At 56.1% G+C, this 19,224-nt stretch carries 16 protein-coding genes and 1 CRISPR repeat array; of the genes, 10 read left to right on the top strand and 6 right to left on the bottom strand.

The genetic code is table 11. The features are described from left to right. Positions 1-4: 4 nt before the first annotated feature. The 6 genes from CI070_RS07790 to CI070_RS07765 all read left to right on the top strand — a co-directional run bounded on the left by CI070_RS07790 (position 5) and on the right by CI070_RS07765 (position 8,514). Positions 5-1,774 (top strand): alpha-amylase family glycosyl hydrolase, encoded by a 1,770-nt coding sequence (locus CI070_RS07790; RefSeq protein ID WP_094136463.1) that lies wholly within the window; start codon positions 5-7, stop codon positions 1,772-1,774. A 135-nt stretch (positions 1,775-1,909) separates the two neighbouring features. Continuing rightward, the gene (locus CI070_RS07785) at positions 1,910-4,411 is read left to right on the top strand and encodes an Amuc_1098 family type IV pilus outer membrane protein (RefSeq protein ID WP_179218399.1); all 2,502 of its coding nucleotides are present in this window, start codon (positions 1,910-1,912) and stop codon (positions 4,409-4,411) included. Positions 4,412-4,489: 78 nt separating this feature from the next. Continuing rightward, positions 4,490-6,073: a hypothetical protein gene (locus CI070_RS07780; protein WP_143245622.1), complete on the top strand. Its 1,584-nt coding sequence runs from the start codon at positions 4,490-4,492 to the stop codon at positions 6,071-6,073. 15 nt (positions 6,074-6,088) lie between these two features. Beyond that, the gene (locus CI070_RS07775; protein ID WP_094136460.1) at positions 6,089-6,817 is read left to right on the top strand and encodes a lysophospholipid acyltransferase family protein; all 729 of its coding nucleotides are present in this window, start codon (positions 6,089-6,091) and stop codon (positions 6,815-6,817) included. Next, on the top strand, positions 6,790-7,665 hold the full coding sequence (gene folD / locus CI070_RS07770; protein WP_094136459.1) for a bifunctional methylenetetrahydrofolate dehydrogenase/methenyltetrahydrofolate cyclohydrolase FolD: 876 nt from the start codon (positions 6,790-6,792) through the stop codon (positions 7,663-7,665). Before CI070_RS07775 ends, folD begins: the two co-directional genes overlap by 28 nt. Positions 7,666-7,731: 66 nt before the next feature. Then, the gene (locus CI070_RS07765; protein ID WP_012420677.1) at positions 7,732-8,514 is read left to right on the top strand and encodes an enoyl-ACP reductase FabI; all 783 of its coding nucleotides are present in this window, start codon (positions 7,732-7,734) and stop codon (positions 8,512-8,514) included. Positions 8,515-8,645: 131 nt separating this feature from the next. Here the strand turns inward: CI070_RS07765 and CI070_RS07760 are convergent, their stop codons facing one another. The 3 genes from CI070_RS07760 to CI070_RS07750 are packed head-to-tail and all read right to left on the bottom strand — an operon-like array spanning position 8,646 to position 11,710. After that, positions 8,646-9,503 (bottom strand): diacylglycerol/lipid kinase family protein, encoded by an 858-nt coding sequence (locus CI070_RS07760; RefSeq protein ID WP_094136458.1) that lies wholly within the window; start codon positions 9,501-9,503, stop codon positions 8,646-8,648. After that, positions 9,500-10,639, bottom strand: a complete 1,140-nt coding sequence (locus CI070_RS07755; RefSeq protein WP_094136457.1) for a transglutaminase-like domain-containing protein — start codon at positions 10,637-10,639, stop codon at positions 9,500-9,502. The genes CI070_RS07760 and CI070_RS07755 overlap by 4 nt, the downstream gene beginning before the upstream one ends. 12 nt (positions 10,640-10,651) lie before the next feature. Next, positions 10,652-11,710, bottom strand: coding sequence for a tRNA dihydrouridine synthase (locus CI070_RS07750; protein WP_179218398.1), 1,059 nt, complete (start codon positions 11,708-11,710; stop codon positions 10,652-10,654). A gap of 70 nt (positions 11,711-11,780) precedes the next feature. On the opposite strand from CI070_RS07750, the gene CI070_RS07745 reads away from it, so the two are divergent. Next, positions 11,781-12,980 (top strand): 4-hydroxy-3-methylbut-2-enyl diphosphate reductase, encoded by a 1,200-nt coding sequence (locus CI070_RS07745; RefSeq protein ID WP_094136455.1) that lies wholly within the window; start codon positions 11,781-11,783, stop codon positions 12,978-12,980. A gap of 135 nt (positions 12,981-13,115) precedes the next feature. Here CI070_RS07745 and CI070_RS07740 read toward each other — a convergent pair whose 3' ends face one another. Next, positions 13,116-13,337 (bottom strand): hypothetical protein, encoded by a 222-nt coding sequence (locus CI070_RS07740; RefSeq protein ID WP_094136454.1) that lies wholly within the window; start codon positions 13,335-13,337, stop codon positions 13,116-13,118. 80 nt (positions 13,338-13,417) lie between these two features. Next, positions 13,418-13,681: a 30S ribosomal protein S20 gene (rpsT, locus tag CI070_RS07735; protein WP_094136453.1), complete on the bottom strand. Its 264-nt coding sequence runs from the start codon at positions 13,679-13,681 to the stop codon at positions 13,418-13,420. Positions 13,682-13,841: 160 nt separating this feature from the next. Here rpsT and CI070_RS07730 point away from each other — a divergent pair, with 160 nt between their 5' ends. The 3 genes from CI070_RS07730 to CI070_RS07720 all read left to right on the top strand — a co-directional run bounded on the left by CI070_RS07730 (position 13,842) and on the right by CI070_RS07720 (position 18,427). Further along, positions 13,842-14,450, top strand: a complete 609-nt coding sequence (locus CI070_RS07730) for an HAD family hydrolase (protein WP_094136452.1) — start codon at positions 13,842-13,844, stop codon at positions 14,448-14,450. A gap of 149 nt (positions 14,451-14,599) precedes the next feature. Next, positions 14,600-16,453 (top strand): biosynthetic-type acetolactate synthase large subunit, encoded by a 1,854-nt coding sequence (gene ilvB / locus CI070_RS07725; RefSeq protein ID WP_094136509.1) that lies wholly within the window; start codon positions 14,600-14,602, stop codon positions 16,451-16,453. A 423-nt stretch (positions 16,454-16,876) separates the two neighbouring features. Then, positions 16,877-17,297: direct repeats of the CRISPR family, unit length 31 nt; unit sequence GTCGCACCCTCACGGGTGCGTGAATAGAACC. Positions 17,298-17,530: 233 nt separating this feature from the next. After that, positions 17,531-18,427 (top strand): phosphatidylserine decarboxylase, encoded by an 897-nt coding sequence (locus CI070_RS07720; RefSeq protein WP_094136451.1) that lies wholly within the window; start codon positions 17,531-17,533, stop codon positions 18,425-18,427. 138 nt (positions 18,428-18,565) lie between these two features. Here the strand turns inward: CI070_RS07720 and rpe are convergent, their stop codons facing one another. After that, positions 18,566-19,219, bottom strand: coding sequence for a ribulose-phosphate 3-epimerase (gene rpe / locus CI070_RS07715; RefSeq protein ID WP_094136450.1), 654 nt, complete (start codon positions 19,217-19,219; stop codon positions 18,566-18,568). Between the last annotated feature and the right edge of the window lie 5 nt (positions 19,220-19,224).

Raw genomic sequence — 19,224 nt, 5'->3', positions numbered from 1 at the left:
ACTCATGCGTCCTGTCATTTATCAACTATTTGTTCGTCATTTTTCCAATATGGAGACCCACGGAGTTGACTGGGGGAGCCGGGAAACGAACGGGTGCGGAACTTTTAATGGAGTGACGGATAAAGCATTACGTGAAATAGCGCGGATGGGTTTTACGCACGTCTGGCTGACCGGGGTGCTGAGGCACGCTACGCAGACGGCCCATCCCGGGCTGGCCGCCCAGCCGGAATCCATCGTAAAAGGCCTGGCCGGAAGTCCCTATGCGGTGGTGGATTATTTTGACGTGGATCCGGATCTGGCCTCCTCCCCGGAGAAGAGAATGGATGAGTTCAAGGCGCTGGTAAAGCGTTGCCGGACGGTGGGGCTGCTGCCGATGATCGATTTTATTCCCAACCATGTTTCCCGCGCCTACCTGGCGGACTGGGACGGGCATGACGATTTTGGGGAAGGGGATGATCCCCATACGTTTTTTTCTCCGGAGCAGGGGTACTTTTACCTGACCTCCAACAGCCCTGGGGACGGGCCTCCCCTGCGTTTGCCGGACGGCCTGTTTGAAGGGGAAATGACTTTCGGCCGCGTGACGGGCAATAATGCCGTTACATGGAATCCCGGCAAGTACGACTGGTATGAAACGGTCAAGCTCAACTACGGCTATAACTTTATGGCCGGTCTTCCAGCCCTCCGCCTGCTGCCGGGGTGGACCAGCCCCAAGCAGCATGTGCCCAAGACATGGCGCATCATGGACGATATCCTTTCCTTCTGGCAGAGCCTGGGCATTGGCGGGTTCAGGTGCGACATGGCCCAAATGATCCCCATGGCCTTCTGGAAGTGGGCCATTTCCCGTTCCCGGGTGCGTCTGCCGGATGTGTTTTTCATGGCGGAGGCATACAACGACCACATGAAAACCACACCCGGCGATCCTTGCGCCGCCCTTCTGGATGCCGGATTTAATGCCGTTTACGATTCCGACTGCTATCATCTGGCGCTCCATATGTACACGGGAAATAACTGGGCCAATGACTTCGACCGCCTTTTCCGAAGCAATCCCATCTACATGACCCACGGCGTCCGCTACGTGGAGAACCATGATGAAACGCGCGTGTGCTCCCCTCTTTCCTGGGGAGGCGTGGGCCCTGTCGTTCTGCCGGCAATCATGACGCTGGTGTATGCCTCCGGGAGTGGTCCTGTGCTGGTGTACAACGGGCAGGAAGTGGGGGAACGGGCGGAGGGGCCCGGCGGTTTTGGCGGCCATGACGGGCGCACCAGCATTTTTGACTACACCTGCCTCCCCAGGCTCCAGCCCTGGGTGGCGGATGGCCGGTTTGACTCCTCCCTGTTGCCGGAGGAATCCGCAGAGCTGAGAAATTTTCATCGGCGGCTTCTTCCCCTGATGCAGCATCCGGCGCTGGACCGGGGAGATTTCTACGGCCTGAACTGGGCTAATATGAAAAACACCACGTTCGGCAGGGAACCGGCGGAAGACACTTCCGGCCACTGGGTGTATGCCATGCTTCGGCATGATGCCCGCGCCAGGGCTACCGTGCTTGTGGTGGGAAATCTTTCTCCCAGCATTAATTTCTACAATCTGCGCATTTCCATTCCGCAGCATGCTTTCGGCTGGTGCGGCATCCAGACGGATCGTGTGCGCGTCAGAAACCTGATGGACGCGGAGGATGAGGACAGGATTTTTGAGCGGCGGGAATTGATGGACCGCGGGCTGTCTTACCCCCTGAAACCGGGGCATGTGGGCGTGCTGGAACTGTCTGCCGTTTAGAGAAGCATTTCCTCCGGAGGGAAGCTGTTGCCTTTGCCGATATTTTTTGCTCTGCTGGGCGTTTTTATAATGACGGGCGGTTTTTAATTCGGTATAGTCCCGGAAATTCCTATGATTAGACGTTTCCCTCACTCCATGTCTGCCATTCAGCAAATTGCCATGGCGCTTGCCGTTGCCGGTATTGGAGCCGGCCAGGGGCTGGCCCAGGAAGGGGCAGGGGCCGCACGCCGGGCTGCAGCCCGGATGGAAGAGCAGGCTCAGGAATCCATGCTGCTGTTGGGCCAGGCGCGTCAGCAATATTCTGAGGGCAAGTACCAGGAAGCCCTGGACAATTACCGCAGAAGCCTGACTGCGCTGCCCAAATCCCCCAACATGGAGAAGCGCCGCCGTTTCCTGGAAACCAGCATCGCGGATGCCAGTGTGGCCGTGGCTCAGGAATATGTCAAAGCGGGGCGTTACGATGAGGCTGTCAAGCTGCTGGAAGATGCCTTGAAAGCCACTCCGGACCATGCCCTGGCCAGACGCACGTTGGAAATAGCCCGCGACCCGGTGCGTACGAATCCGGCCTTGTCCCCGGAACACGTCAAAAATGTGGGGGAAGTCAACCGTCTGCTCCACCTGGCTTTCGGCTATTATGAACTGGGCCAGTACGATGCGGCCCTGAAGGAATTCACGTCCGTCCTTAAGACGGACCCTTACAATACGGCGGCGCGGCGCGGCATGGAACTGGTTAACCGCGCCAGAACCGCTTATTTTGGCGCTGCCAGGGATGAAACCCGCAGCAGCGCTCTGGCGGACGTTTCCAAACAGTGGGAGATGCCCGTTCCTTTGACGGAAACTCCGGAGGAACCCGCTTCATTCTCCCGTCCGTTGGACAACCCGGTGGTGAATGTGGATCAGAAACTGGGTATGATCCGCCTGCCCCGTGTGCAGCTGGACGGCGCGACGGTTCAGGAAGCCGTGGATTATTTGCGCAGCCAGGCCAGGACGCATGATGCCGCTGCCATGACTGAGGCGGAACGCGGTGTGAATATTTCCGTGGATCCCGGCCCAGCAGACAGCGTTTCCGCCAGGGATGCCGCCGCCAAGAGAATTACGCTTAATCTTCAAAATGTACCGCTTCGTGAAGCCCTGGAATACGTGGCGCGCGCATCCGGCCTTATTCTGCGGACCAATGCCTTTGGCGCGGAGCTGGTATCCAGTTCAGACGGAACTTCCTACATGGTCACCAAGTCCATTACCCTTCCGCCGGGCTTCTTCTCCGGATTGTCGGAGGCTTCTGACGCCGACGATTCAGACCCGTTCAGTTCCGGTGATTCCGGTTCTTCCGGCATGACCCTGAAACGGGTGGATCCGCAAAAGGCGCTGGCTTCCATGGGGGTGAAATTCCCGGAAGGCAGCTTTATTAAATACAACTCGGGCAACTCCACTCTTCTTTTTCATGGCACGCCCAGAGATTTGAGCATGCTGGAAGAGCTGGTAGCGTCCAGAACTGCGGAACAGCCTCTCCAGGTGGTGGTCAGCGCGACTTTTCTGGAAGTCAATCAGACGGATTTGGAGGAATTGGGCTTTAACTGGATCGTCAATCTGAACCTGGATCCTACCAAGTGGTTCATGGGCGGCGCGGGAACCGATAAAAATGGCTATAACAATTCCGTGCTGGACAGCGCCGCCAGTGTGGCCGGAGCCGCCGCCCCGGTGGGAGTGGTGGGCGGGCTGCGTTCCGGCAGCCAGGTTTTTACGGAAAATAGCATTGACAGCATGATTGAACGCGGCACTTCCGCCAGAAGTTCTGATGCAACCTATGTTCCCGGCGGAGCTCCCAGTATCGTCACTTTGCGCGGCATGTGGAGCCATGCGGATATCACGATGATTATGCGCGGCCTGAGCCAGAAAAAAGGCACAGACATCATGCAGCATCCTTCCGTGATTGTGCGCCCCGGTGAAAAAGCCTCCTTCTTCAGCGGCAGGGAACTGATTTACCCTACGGAATATGATCCGCCTGAAGTTCCCAACAGCACCGGCAATAATAATGACTGGGGCGACGATGACAATAACGGCGGCGGTATTCCGGTCATGCCCATGACTCCCGCCCACCCCACTGCCTTTGAAACCAGGCAGCTCGGCACGATTTTCAATGTGGAAGTGACCGGCATCAGCGATGACAAATCCATCGTGGAAATGACCGTGGTGCCGGAAATCGTGGATTTTGACGGCTTCATCAACTACGGCACATCGCTTTTCGTTCCCATGGTCTCCCAGGAAAAGGACGCAAAGGAAGATGTCGTCATGGTGAAAACTTCAGACAACTTCATCCTCCAGCCCGTGTTTTCCACACGGCGCCTGACCGCTCCGGTGCGCATAGCCACCGGCAATACGCTCGTCATCGGCGCCTTGAAAAAATCCACTTCCATTACGTACGAGGATAAAATTCCCGTTCTGGGGGATATTCCCTGGGTGGGGCGCCTGTTCCGTTCCAAGGGTTCCAAGGAACAGCGCAAGGCCATCATCATCATGGTAAAGGCGGAAGTGGTGGATCCGGGCGGCAAGAAGCTTTACACGCCGGATACTTCCATTCCGGACGAGGAGGCCCCTGCAGGGGCCGCTCCGCTCCCCGCCCTCAGCAATGCCCAGTAACCTTTAACCGGATCAAGACCATTGAAAAACAGCGATTCTGATTTTGAGTCTTCTCCGCCCCAGGGAGCTGACAATATCATGCGTCAGCTGCATGCGTCGGATTCCCAAGGAGTAGAGCGGAGAAGGGAAGTTGTGGTGCGCCCGGACGGCAGCAAGGTGATCCGGGTGGAAAAGCGCCGGCGGACTTACAATGACGACCGGCAGGACTCCAAACAGGCCGTGTTGAAAAACAAGCGTTTTTTAATAGGCCTTTGTATTCTGGTCCTTCTGGTTGCCGGTGCGCTGGCGGGGACATATATGTACCGCCTTTCTTCCTTCAATACGGAGGAATTTGCCGACCGTCTGCAAGCTGATCTTTCCGCCGCCTGGGGCGGAGAAGTGAACATTTCCGGAATGGCGATGGATGGCCTTACCATGAAGGCTTCACGCGTCAGGATATCCTTTCCGGAAGATTCCTGCCTGTCCTTTGTGGCAATGGAAGGCATCTCCGGGGAAATTTCCGCCGTGCCTTTATTCATGGGAAAAATCAGAGGGGAAGGCCTTAATGTGTCCAGGGCTGTTATTGGCCTGCGTCCCGGATTCGTTAAATTTGCCGTGCCCCAGACGAACCGGGAATTGCCGTTCGTTTTCCGGCGGTACACAGCTCCGCGTCTGGAAGTGGGTTATGCCCACGGGACGGAAGAGTTTGCTCTGGAAAGGAATGACGCTCCCCTTTATATGACGGCGGAAGCCTACATCCGCACGTCCGGAAACGGAACTGAACCGGAATACGTGCTGGATCTGTCACAGCAAAAATTGAAAATCAAGGGTTGGCCGTTGATGGGAGTTGATTCCGGTTCCGTCATTCTCAACGGGAGCGGCGTCAAGCAGCTCACTTTTTCCGGTTTTCTGGACAAAGGGCGTCTGCTCAACAAGCCTACGGATCTCAGCCCCTTCATGATTACGGGGAATTTTCCTCTGGGCACGGATTTCCGTCACCAGGCCTGGACGTTGACAGGAAGAAATTTCGATCTCGCCTCTCTGCTGGGAGATGATTTCTCTTCCGTTCTCAAGGTGCAGGCGGGAGAGCAGGAAGGGGATGAGAAGCATGAATTGAAACTGGATTTTGCCCTGCCTGTAACAGCTGAACAGAAAAGGCCCTCTCTAAAAGGATACAGCGGTTCCGTGATCAAGGCGACCATGATCAGGCTGCCTGTTTTGCGCCTGCTGGCGGCCATGACTGCCCGGAATACGGAAATAAGGCTGCCGTATTCTTCTCCCGTCTTTACGTCCGGCTCTTTCCTTCTGGAAAGCGATGGAACTGGACGTTCCGCTTCCCTGAAAGAGATTTCCCTGTTTGAGCAGGGCTTTCTGGGGGTGACCGGAGTTTTGTACAGCAACGGTGCTTCCTTGACGGGGAAACTGGTCTTTAAAATCCCTTCCTACATGGTGGACGTCCGGAAACTGCCGTCCGGCGTGACGCAGGAAGGGCATGAAATGATTCTTCCTGTGAAAATTTCCGGCACTCCGGCGTTTCCGCAGGACAACTCCGCGGGAATGCTCCAGGAAAAGGCGCCGGGCACGGACCGTCCGGAAATGCATGCCGTTCCTTCCCGCGGGGTATCCCTTCCTGCTCCGTCAAATCCCTCTCCCTCCCGGATTACAGTGGACGGATTCATGTGATATTGCCAAGATTCCATGTTGCTGCTCAATCCCATTGTTCGCAAAACATCTGAAAAGAGGTCCCGCTGGTGGACCCGGCTGGCCGGCTTTGGCCTGTGGTCCGTACTTCAGCCCATCTGCATGAGCCTGAATATCCGTTCCATCAAGGAGGAGCATGACGATGTTTATACGGCGCCTTTTCTTGTAGCCCTCTGGCACAACCGCACGATGGTGCCGGGTTATGCGTGGTCTCTGGCCCAGAAGCCGCTCAGGATGTGTGTGCTTACCAGCGCCAGCAAGGACGGCGCCCTGGTGGAAGCCGTATGCAGGCACTTCGGCCTGGGAGCCGTCCGGGGTTCTTCCGGAAGGCGGGGGGCGTTGGCCTACATGGAAATGATGCGGAAGGTTCAGGAGGGGGATGTCTGTTTCTGCCTCACTCCGGATGGTCCGCGGGGGCCCCTTTACGAAGTGCATCATGGAATTGTCAAGCTGGCCTCCCAGTCAGGGCTGCCCATCGTTCCCGTATGCATCGAATATGAAAGCTGCTGGCGTCTGAACAGAACCTGGGACCGTTACGCCATTCCCAAGCCGTGTTCCAACGTAAATATTCTATGGAAAAAGCGCCTGTTCATTCCCCCGGACGCAACAGATGAGCAGGTGGCGAATTATGCCCGTCTTCTGGCCGGGCTGCTTGGCGAGGGGCTTCCGGACTTCCCGCCTCTTAACCAATCATTATTATGCAAATCATCGATGGAAAGCAAGTAGCCTCCCAGGTGCTGGAAGAGGTTGAAAGAGATATTGCCCGGCTCAGGGAACAGGGAATAACGCCCGGTTTGGCCGTGGTGCTGGTAGGGGATGATCCCGCCTCCCAGGTATATGTAAATTCCAAGGTGAAAAAATGTGCGGAACTGGGGATGAATTCCCGTAAAATAGTTCTCCCCTCCGATGCTTCCCAGGAAGAACTGCTTCAGGTTGTCCGCGACTTGAACGCGGATTCTTCCATTCACGGCATCCTGGTGCAAAGCCCGCCTCCTCCCCACATCGACGAAGCGGCCGTGGTTCTGGAAATAAACCCCGCCAAGGATGTGGACGGCTTCCATCCGGAGAATGTCGCCAAGCTGGTGCTGGAAGATGAGACCGGTTTTGTGCCCTGCACCCCTCTGGGCTGCATGAGGCTGTTAAAAGCCGCCGGCATTGAAACGGCGGGGGCGAAAGCCGTAGTCATTGGCCGCAGCATGATTGTGGGCAAGCCGATGGCGCATCTTTTGATGTCCAAGCAGGCAAACGCCACCGTGACCGTGGCTCATTCCCGCACGAAGAACCTGCCGGAACTTTGCCGCTCCGCAGACATTATCGTGGCGGCCATAGGCCGGCCCGCTTTTGTGACGGCTGATTTTGTGAAAGACGGCGCCGTAGTGGTGGATGTGGGCATCAACCGCGTGGAGGATGCTTCCGCCAAACGCGGCTACCGGATTGTGGGGGACGTGGCCTATGATGAGGTGGCGCCCAAGTGCCGGGCGATTACTCCCGTGCCCGGCGGCGTGGGCCCGATGACTATCGCCATGCTGATGGCCAATACGGTCAAAGCGTGCCGCCAGCAGACGGGAGCCTGACAAAATGCCGTGACGTCCGTTTTTCTTGTCAAATGAAGGAAAGTAAGGCAGTATTCATTTACCATTATGTCAAGTAAATTACTCGAAGGCAAAGTTGGTGTCGTAGTCGGCGTGGCGAACAAGCGCAGCATCGCGTTCGCAATTGCCAAGGCGTGGCATGAAGCGGGCGCAAAGCTCATCTTCAATTATCAGGGCGAACGTCTCAAGGACGGCGTTCTCAAGCTGATCCATGAGAACTTCGGCGAGGATGTCCCCGTTTACGATCTGGATGTCAGCAGTGATGAGTCCGTTAACGCTTTCTTTGAAAGGGTCCGCCAGCATACGGATAAAGTAGACTGTCTGCTGCATTCCGTGGCTTTTGCCCCGAAGGAGGCCCTCGGCGGCAGTTTTCTGGAAACGGGCCGCGAGGCATTCAAGATTTCCCTGGATATATCCGCTTATTCCCTGGTAGCCCTTTCCCGCGCCGTGGAACCCATGATGTCCGACAACGGCAGCATTCTGGCCATGTCCTACCTGGGATCCGAAAAAGTGGTTCCCAACTACAATCTGATGGGCGTTTCCAAAGCTGCCCTGGAAGCCTGCACCCGTTATCTGGCTTATGATTTGGGCCGTTCCCGCGGTATCCGTGTCAACTGCATCAGCGCGGGGCCCATGCAGACGCTTGCGGCGCGCGGCGTTTCCGGTTTTAACACCATGTTCAAGGTGTATGAGGAGCATGCCCCTCTGGGCCGTTCCTGCACGGGTGAGGAATTGGGAGCCACCGGCGTTTTCCTGGCCAGTGACGGCGCAGCCGCAATCACCGGGCAGGTGATTTACGTGGACGGCGGTTATCAGATCATGGGCATGTAGCGCGTTCCTTACGGAAGCTTTTTCCTATTCGCAGGCCGTACCGGTTTTACCGGTACGGCTTTTTTGCGATTCCATGCGGAGGGAAAAGAGGGGCCTGGTTTCTGTCAAAAAGCCTGTTTTCACGCTGCGTTTCAGGGAACGAACACTTTCAGCGAGCCGAGGCGGGTGATGCGGACCGGGGCGTTTTCTGCATAATCGCCGTCCAGTTCGCAGGAGGCCTGTCCGGCGGAGGTGACGGTTCCTCCCGTCATCCGGATGTATTCAAAATTGCCGCTTCTCCGGGAATGAAAGCCCCCATGAACCGCGGCCGTCAGGCATTCTCCGATGATGGAAGTAATGGAATGCCTGAATACCACTGCATCCAGAAGGCCGTCACTGTTGTCCGCTTCCGCAAAGAAGTTAAGCGGGCCGCCATACTTGCGCCCGTTGCCGAAGATGATGGAGCGGCCTTCCAGTACCCGGCCTTCATCTGTGGTCAGGGTGAGACGCGGCTGTTTTTCCATACAGACCCGGGCGCCGGCAATTACGTAGGCGAAGGCTTTCCATTTTTTTTTCATTTCCCACGTGGTCAGTTCTACGGCGCGGGCGTCCGCGCCAATGCCCGCCATTTGAAGAAAAACTTGCCCGTTGAATGCGAACAGATCCACATTTTTGAAACGCCCCATGTTCAGGATATGCAGGGCGTGGTCGAAATCCGGACGGATTCCTATTTCCCGTGAAAAAACATTCATGGTGCCCGCAGGAAAGGGGGCCAGCGCCGTTTCCGTATTGCAGAGAGCCCTTGCCGCGATTCCCAGCGTGCCGTCCCCTCCCGCCACAGCCACGGCGGGCGCTCCGGAATTCGCCTGGGAAACCAAATGGTTCAACATGTCTTCCCTGCTTTCCGGTTCAATAACGTTAAAAAAATCCCGGTGCTGATCCAGCCAGCGGCGGAATCGACCGGCTCTGGCGCTGCGCGCCGTATTGTTGAAAAACAGGGGAATTTTCATGGAGTGGGCACGAAGAAGTTCAAAATCTGTACCGGAGCTTCCGTGTGTGCCACAGGTTCATGGCGCACGGTTCCGTCAGGCAGCTTGAACTCCAGCATGCCGCGGGAAATGTTGTCCGGCAGGCGTATTTCCAGAAATTTCCTCATGTCGTCGGATGGTCCGGGAGTGATCCCATCCGCCAGAACTTCCCCTTCTTCCGATTTGAGGACGACGTGCAGGGGCAGCCTTCTGACGCCGTTTTCTTTCTTCTCCCTGATGTCCAGCATTAGCCGGCTGCCGGGCACATATTCCGGTTGAGACGCCACCCATTCGCACGCCAGCTTCATGTAGCGGTCCGTGATATTGACGGCGGGGACGGTACGGCTTTCCGGCGGGAAGGCCAGCGCGTGCCGTTTTCCGTCGTAGCGGGCTTCCCATATCATGGGAAAGAATGCTCCTGAAGGTCCCTTTTTCCAGGAGGTGGCATAAATGGCGTTCTCCGGTTTACGGGGATCCAGCATGCTGATGGCGGACATTACCCACGGGGTGTTGAAGTCCTTTTCATTGTATTCCAGCATTTTCCATTCCCCGTCACACCAGGCTTCCACCCAGTTGTGGTTGCCGCGCACGTGGTTCCAGGTAAGAACTCCCGCCATGCGGGCCGGAATGCCCACGGAACGAAGCGCGCAGATGAGCAGGATGCTTTGGCCCGTACAGGAGACTTTGCCGGATTGCAGGGATTCCCTGACTCCCTGGTGAGGGGCTCTTCTCTCTGTGGAATAGCGTACGTTCAGGGTTTTCTGGATGCTGGAGGAGATGGTGAGGGCGGCTTCCCGCCCCGTCTTGCATGAGGAAACAAGCGGCGCGAAGAGGCGATGGAACTGCTCCCTCCATTCGTCGCGCGGTTCGTTGACCACGGCATAAGGGAGAACGTTATTTTCATAAAGCTCCCAGGGAACCTGGGCGGCCCAGGGGAACTGGTCCCGTGCTGCCAGGGCGAGGCGGACTTCCCGGACCAGCCTTTCTTGCGTAACCGTTTCCCTGTCCTGCTCAGGCATGCAGGCACGCAAAAACTCCACCCCGGCCGGAATGGTGTCATGGGCGGCGCAAATAGCGGCGGTCAGGCCCGGGAGAAGGGCGAAAGGCAGCAGATTCATGAACGGTGAAATTCATACCTGAATTCCGGGAGGGAGACAAGCTTCCTCTTGCGCAAGGAGGGTATGGAAATGGGCAAAGAGATGCGTGTCTTCCGGCGGAGTGGGAGCAAAAGGTTCGTCGTTATCCAGAATGTCCTCGCAAATGCGCATGAAATCGCGGGCGGTTTTCGCCCTTTTCATATCATGGTCAAAGGTGCCGGGAAGTCCCCGCGCAGTATAAACCAGATATTTTTTCATGCGGTGGATGTGTTTTTCTTCCACGTAATGTTCCTGCATTTCCCGCGTGCGTTCATAAAGGCGGCGAATATAGTGCAGCACGTTCCGGAAGGTGAGGTTCACGGCGGCATGGCCCCGAAAGCGGGCATGAAGCTGGGAAAATATCCATGGATTGCGCAGGGCCGCCCGCCCGATCATCAGCCCTGCCGGCCGGGCCAGCCGCACCCATGCCTCCGCTGTAGCCGCATCCACAATATTGCCGTTGGCGACCACGGGACATTTCAGCATCCCTGCGGCCCATTTCACCCATTCCGGGTGCACCGGGGAGCGGTAGCCTTCACGGACGGTGCGGGCGTGAATGCACACCCTGTCCGGGGAATGGGAGGCAATTACTGGAAGGATTCGTTCAAATTCGTCCGGCGTTTCATATCCCAGGCGGCATTTGACGGTGAAGGCTCCGGCGGGCAGTACGTCCCGGAGCGCTCCCAGGGCCGCGTCCATGGCCTTCAGGGACCGCAGCATGCCGCCTCCCGCATTTCTCCGGCATACGATGGGGGCGGGGCAGCCCATATTCAGATCCACTCCTGCACAGGCGTGTTCCATCAGGGCCTGTGCATCCCTTGCCAGATATTCCGGTTCATGGCCCACGAGCTGTCCGTAAATGGGGCGGCCCGTGGGATTTTCATCAATGGAGCGCAGAATGTATGGCGACATCTTTTTATGATGGGCCACCGTCCGGAAATACTCCGTGATGAAATAATCCGGCAGGGAATTCAAGTCCTTCAATGTGTTGAGGAAAGCCAGATCCGTCACGTCTTTCATGGGGGCCAGGGCCAGGAGCATGGGTTTGTGCATACCGTGAAAAGCTCCGGTTGGCAAGCTGTGATTGTCTTGACGAAAGAAGGAAAGTGTGGAAGCTGGGAGCATGAATCAGGATTCAACCCGCAAAGCCAGAGTGAATGTGAGACGGGCCGAAGTAATGGAGCAGGTGGAGAAGGAAATCCAGCAGCATTACCAGAGTGAATTGATTTCCCATATCCGTTCTGCGGGCAATGTGTACAATCTGGGCCATACGGAATTTTTTCTCGCCCGGGAATTCGGGTTCTGCAACGGCGTACGCCGTGCCATTGATATAGCTTATGCGGCACGCAGAGTGTTTCCGGACCGGCGGATTTTTCTGATTGGGGACATTATCCACAATCCGGAGGTGAACCGGCAGCTGGAGGAGATGGGCATTCAAAAACTTCCCTGGAAGCAACTGGATTCCTCCTATGACCGGATTAACCCGGATGATGTGGTGATTATCCCCGCGTTCGGTGTTCCCACTTCTTTCATGGATGCGCTGGAAGAGAAGGGAGTGCAGATTGTAGACACGACATGCGGGGACGTGATGAAGGTTTGGAAAAGAGTCAAGAATTACGCAGCCATGGGGATTACCTCCATTATCCACGGGAAGGCCACGCATGAGGAAACCAGCGCTACGGCTTCCCGTGCTCTTGGAGAACGGGGCAGGGGAAAATACCTGGTGGTTTACGATCTGGAGGATGCCCGCATCCTGTGTGACTACATTCTGGGCCGCGGAGACCGCGAGGCGTTTCTGAAACGGTTTGAAGGCTGTTATTCTCCGGGATTCGACCCTGACCGTGATCTGGAGGAAGTGGGTATCGCCAACCAGACTACCATGCTGAAAACGGAGACGCAGACGCTTCAGAAGATGGTGAAGGATGCCGTTGTCCAGAGGGACGGAGATGATGATAATTTCTATGTGTTTGACACTATTTGCGGCGCTACCCAGGATCGCCAGGATGCCCTGTATGAACTGTTGAAGAATTCTCTGGACGTTATGTTTGTGGTGGGCGGCTACAACAGTTCCAACACAACGCACCTGGTGGATATTGCCAGGGAGCATGTGCCCACGTATTTCATTGAATCCGCAGAATGCATCAAGTCCATCCAGTATGTGGATGCTTTTGACACGAAAACGCGGGAAGTGCGCCGCATGACTACGGAACCGGTAGTGCAGAATCTGGGCAAGTCCCTGAAAGTGGGAATTACGGCAGGTGCTTCATGCCCGGCCAACCTGATTGAGGCTACCATCCTCCGCATTGCGGATCTGCGCAAGTAGCGAAACGCCTCCGGTTTGGCGGATGAGAAAAAAGAAGCGTTCTTTTCCAACGGCGGTACTGCCGCTTTTTCCGTAGCACGGAGCAGCAACCTGGGCCGTGGAAGAAGACATGGGGAAAACCGCCGGGGCCGTTTTCTAAATTTCCAAATCTTCCGGTGTAACGGAACGTTGTTCCCGGGATGCAAGCAGTACGGCTTGCTCCACAACGTATTCCGTATTGGAGTCAAAACGGTAGGCGTTGCAGTTGGGGCACACGGCCGTAGTCTGGGATACGATGGAGCCGCAGGCTTCGCAAACCTTGAAGTCCCCGGGACGGTCAATAATCAGTTTGGCTTTATCCAGGCGGGATTGCTGCATGGGAGTAGAAAATAAAACAAGCCGCTCAGCAGAACAGAGCGGCTTGCCATAAAGAATCGTCAGAAAACCGAAGTGAAAACTCAGGCGATTTTTGCGATGGCCTTGGCGGCCTTGCTCTTGTAGTTGGCGGCGCGATTGGCGGGGATGGTGCCAACCTTGGCGGCTTTGTCAACGGCTGAGGAGAAAGTGTTGTAGGCAGCGGCAGCGGCTTCCTTGTCGGACGTTTCCACCGCAGCGGCAACTTTCTTGCGGAGGGTCTTCAACCTGGAGGTCACGGCGCGGTTGCGGGCGGTGCGGGTTTCTGTCTGGCGGATGCGCTTGAGTGCAGATTTGGTATTGGCCATGTTTAAAAAAGGTTCGGTTTCCGTTTCGAGGTGGCAGAAACATTAGAATAACAGGACAAAATGTCAAGCTCTTGATGTATTTTTTAAGGCATTCCTTTCCCGCGCGGGCTGACTGCGGGCTTTACCGGAAAAGGAGTTTGTGGCATTATATCCCCCCGTTATGAAGAAACGCGTGGATTTGCCTGAAAAAAAATATGAAGGGTATATTTTTGATTTGGACGGCACCTTGGTGGACAGTATGCCGCTCCATTACAGGGCATGGCGCGAAGCTTTGGCACGTGCGGGGGCTCCGGACCATGTGTTCCGGGCGGATGAATTCTATTCCTGCGGCGGAAAGTCCGCCAATGATGTGGTGCGTTTTTTAAATGAACGGTACGGCATGCACATGGATGCGGCATCCACGGCTGCGGACAAGCGCCGCATTTATCTGGAAATGCTGGAAAAGGAAGGCATGCAGCCTATCCGGGAAGTGGTGGAGTTCGTTCATTCCCTGGGAGACGCCCCCAAGGCGATAGCCACCGGGAGCGCCATGCCGGGAGCGTCCCGGACTTTGGCTGCCGCCGGGCTTTCAGGCCTTTTTGACGTGATTTTGACGCCGGATGAGGTGGAGCATGGCAAACCTGCGCCGGACATGTTTCTGAAGGCGGCGGAGCTCCTGGGGGTTGCCCCGGACCGTTGCGTGGTTTTTGAGGATGCCGAGCCCGGCATGAAAGCTGCCGAAGCCGCAGGAATGGACTGTGTGCAGGTCCGGCGGCCATCCCTGGACTGATTCCTCTTTCCTGATTTTTGGCGGAAGAGGATTCCGGAATTTTCCTCCTTTCTTCATGCCCTTCTTCCTTTTAAGGAAAAGGCTTCACATTGCGTCCGGAATGCGTTAGAACCTTTTTTCCTATTGAACAAATAAAATATTATTTGCACATGAGCACAAACGACAAAACATCATCCGCCCCGACGAAAACCCGCATGACAGGAGCTGAAGTGCTCGTGGAATGCCTCGTGCGTGAAGGTGTAGACGTCGTCTTTGCCTATCCTGGCGGCGCCAGCATGCCGATTCATCAGGCCCTGAGCCATCAGCCCAAGATACGGACCATCCTGCCCCGTCATGAACAGGGCGGGGCATTCGGCGCGGAAGGTTACGGCCGCGTTACGGGCAAGGTGGGCGTTTGTATTTCCACCTCCGGCCCTGGCGCCACCAATATGATTACCTCCATTGCGGACGCTTATCTGGATTCCACGCCTCTGGTGGCGATTACGGCGCAGGTCATGCGCTCCCTGATTGGGCGCGGCGCCTTTCAGGAAACAGACGTATTCGGCATGACTTCCCCTATCGTGAAGCACAGCTATTTGGTGACGGAACCGGAAGAATTGCCCCGCATCATCAAGGAAGCTTTTTACATTGCCTCTACGGGCCGTCCGGGCCCTGTGCTGATTGATATGCCCAAGGACGTGCAGGAGGCTGTGTTTACGCCGGACTTCGACATGGAAATGGATATTCCCGGCTACAATCCCGTGTTGCCCGTTCCTGCGGAAAAGCTGGAAGAACTTATCCCGTTGATTGAAAACGCCCAGCGGCCTGTTATTTACGCCGGCGGCGGCATCATTTCTGCGGAAGCCTCCGGAGACCTTCTGGAATTTGCGGAACGTTCCCAGATTCCTGTGGCGACTACTCTGATGGGCATTGGCGCCATGCCGGAAACCCACCCTCTTTCCCTGCGCTGGCTGGGCATGCACGGAGCCGTGTTTGCGAATAACGCCGTAAATGAAGCGGATCTGGTCATTGCCCTGGGCGCCCGGTTTGACGACCGCGTGACAGGCGCCGTCAATATGTTCTGCCCGGGTTCCACGATCGTTCACATTGACATTGACGCCAGCGAGATCAATAAAAACAAGAAAGTGGCGTATCCCATCCGCGCGAACGTGAAGGATGCCCTCCAGGTGCTCAACTCCGCTCTGGCCGCAAAAGGCTGGGAACGCAGATCCTCCGGCTTCACCCGCACGCCGGAATGGTTCGGCGTGATTGACGGCTGGAAAAAACAGTACCCCTTCTCCTATGAAGACCGCAAGGGGTATATCGCCCCGCAGGCCGTCATTGAAGAGCTCTACCGCCAGACGGCGGACAAGGACCCCATCATCTGCACGGGGGTGGGCCAGCATCAGATGTTTGCCGCCCAATTCTTCAAATTTGACAAGCCCCGCCGTTTGGCTACTTCCGGCGGTTTGGGAACCATGGGCTATGGGCTTCCGGCCTCCATGGGGGCGTGCCTGGCTTATCCGGACAGGCTGGTGGTGAATATCGACGGGGACGGTTCCATGCTCATGAATATTCAGGAGCTGGCCACCATTCATGTGGAGCGTCTGCCCGTCAAATGCATTATCCTGAACAACCAGCACCTGGGAATGGTGGTTCAGTGGGAAGATTTGAAATATGATTCCAACCGGGCACAGACCTTCCTGGCGGACCCGCACGACAATTATGACCCTACCCATAAAACGGAAGACGTCATCTACCCGAACTATCCGCTTATTTGCGCCGGATTCGGCGTCAAGTGCGAGCGTGTGCTTCGCATAGAGGAGCTTCCGGCGGCTATCACCCGGATGATTGAATCCCCTGAGGCCTATGTCCTGGACGTCATGGTTCCCCATGATGTTCATGTGCTGCCGATGATTCTGGGGGGCATGAGCTACAAGGATGTGATTCTGGAACGTATTGCCGGGGATGGTTCCGCCAAAAAGGCGTCTGAATTGGGCAAGGAAATTCCGACCGCCTTGTAAAGGTGAGGAGAATTTTTCCCATTGAGCCTTAAAGCTGGAGCCGTCCGTAAGGGCGGCTCCTGTTTTTCATGGCGGAACATTCCTGTTTCCCGGGAGGTGGATGCCTGGTTTTGTAAGGTATGAGGAAGATGGTTCTGGACGCGGCGGAAAAGAACGGTTAACATCAACGAAACAAATTGAGTGCAAGCTGGCTGGGACGTGAAGAAACTGAGTTTTTCTGAAATGATACCGCTTCGGATGCTGCCTTGCGCCAACCTCAAGCTCACAGAAAATTTCCGGGAATCCAGCGCATGCTGTAAGTGCTTGGGAAATGTATCTTGAAAAAAATCTCCTTTGATCAGGCCTGTCTGCATCCGTTTTGTTCATCAGGTTGGCGCAAAATCTTTGTTGCATGTTTGATGCTCAAACCGTATTAGTCTGGCCGTCGCACCCTCACGGGTGCGTGAATAGAACCCATGAAGTTTTGCATTAAGCCACCTTTGCGTAACGTCGCACCCTCACGGGTGCGTGAATAGAACCCCTTCGACACCGTACACCCTTACAAGACCCGCGGGTCGCACCCTCACGGGTGCGTGAATAGAACCTAACAGAAATAATTGATAACGATGAATACTACAGGTCGCACCCTCACGGGTGCGTGAATAGAACCGCTCCCTGGTGATTGACCGGGGGGAAAGAAAGCTGGTCGCACCCTCACGGGTGCGTGAATAGAACCGAGTCCCGTACGCGATGCCAGTTTCTCTATTCTTGTCGCACCCTCACGGGTGCGTGAATAGAACCCACATTAGCGCATGCCTATGATTACAGTTATCGGTCGCACCCTCACGGGTGCGTGAATAGAACCCCGTGGTTTGAGAGTGCCGTTTACTATTTTTAAAAAGCAAGGCCTGAGTAATACAAAAGAAAGACAGAATGCCCCTTGTTTCTCAGTATTTGAATCCTGAGCGGGACAGGGTGATTTGTACAGAGAGGGCGGTGCGCAGGAGTAAAGCGCCCGTGCTGCGTACTGGAAACAGGAAGCAGGGGATATTCTTTCGGCTGGACAAATGGAGAAGCGGAAGACACTCTAAGCGTTCCATGGAGGACATACGCTATTACAACCGTTATACGGGCAGAGTGGAACGGGAGCAGGTACTGGGGGAGAAGTATATGCAATGGATTTACGGCACTGCCTCGGGGAAGGCGGCGCTGCATGTCCTGATTAAACGAGGCGTTTTTTCCCGTCTGCTGGGGTGGTTGAAGAACCGCCCTTCCAGCGCCCGTTCCATTCCCTCTTTTGTGAAGGAGTACGGCATTAATATGGAAGATTCTCTCAAGGGGATGGGAGAGTTCAGGCATTTCAACGATTTTTTCTACCGCCGCCTGAAACCGGGCGCCCGCCCTCTGGCCGGTGGAGAGGATACGGCCGTTTTCCCTGCAGATGCCCGGCACATGGGCTGGGAACGCGCCGACCGAATTAAGAACGTTTTCGTGAAGGGGCAGAGTTTTGACCTGCCTTCCCTGCTGGGGAGCGACACCCTGGCTGAGCGGTATGCTGCAGGCGCCGTCGTCTTGTCGCGCCTGTGCCCTACGGATTACCACCGTTTTCATTTTCCCGTGTCCGGGGTGCCCGGTTCCTGGACGAAGCTGGGAGGCCCGTTGGCAAGCGTGTCTCCATATTGCCTGCGCAGCCGTCTGGCATGGCTATGGACTAATAAAAGGAATTTGACCCTGATCCAGTCGGAGTTATGGGGAGAGGTCGCCATGCTGGAGGTGGGGGCTACCGGAGTTGGGCTGATTGAAGAGACGTATGTTCCGGGCGCTTTCTCCGCAAGAGGGGCGGAGAAGGGGTATTTTGCCTTTGGGGGCTCCACGGTAATGTGCTTTTTTGAACCGGGCAGAGTCAGGCTGGCTTCCGATTTGTTGGAAAAGACGGAGGAAGGTTTGGAGCTGTTTGCCCGGCAGGGCGACATGATGGGCACGGCAGCGACATAGCGTTGAGGCTGGCATGCTTGTCCCGCCATGTTTTGAATAGGGCTTTCCCTTAAAGCCTGATAGCAGGAGGCCGGAGATGGAACTCCGGCGTTTCAGGGCGGATGTTCGGATTTTTGATTTCCCGAAGTGCCAGGCGGGTTATTTCATTTCCGCAATGGCTTGGGCCATATTCGGAGCCTTGAAGGTAGAGGAGCCTGCCACCAGCACGTCCGCCCCGGCCAGAGCGCACTGGGCTGCGTTGTTTTTGCCAATTCCTCCGTCCATTTGAATAAGGAAGGAAGCGCGGTTTTCCGTACGCCATTCGACGGCTTTTTCCACCTTGTCCAATACGGAGGGCATGAAGGATTGGCCGCCGAAGCCCGGCACTACGGACATGACCAGCAACAGGTCTATTTCCGCCAGGTAGGGTTCTACGGTTTCAAAGGGAGTGGCCGGGTTGAGAGCCAGGCCGTTTTTTACTCCGGCTTTCCGGATTCGTCCGAGGGTGTTGCGAATGTAGTAAGGGTCGCCCAGTTCCACGTGAAAGCAGATGAGGTTCACGCCCGCCCTGACGAAGCGGTCAAAGTAGTGGTCCGGCCGTTCTATCATCAGGTGGGCATCCAGAAAGCGGTTCGGCCCCACCGCTTTTCTGACGGCGGCGCAGATTTCCGGGCCAAAGGAGATGTTGTCCACAAAGTGGCCGTCCATGATGTCCAGATGCAGCCAGTCGGCTCCGGAGTCAAAGGCGCGGCGCGCTTCCTCCCCGATGCGGGAGAAGTCGGCGGCCAGCAGGGACGGGGAGATCATGGTCATAATGG

It is taken from the genome of Akkermansia muciniphila (assembly GCF_900184965.1).
In the GTDB taxonomy this organism is placed as follows: Bacteria; Verrucomicrobiota; Verrucomicrobiia; order Verrucomicrobiales; family Akkermansiaceae; genus Akkermansia; species Akkermansia muciniphila_A.
Note: the sequence above shows the minus strand (reverse complement) of the source record. Positions and strands in the feature narration are given on the sequence as shown.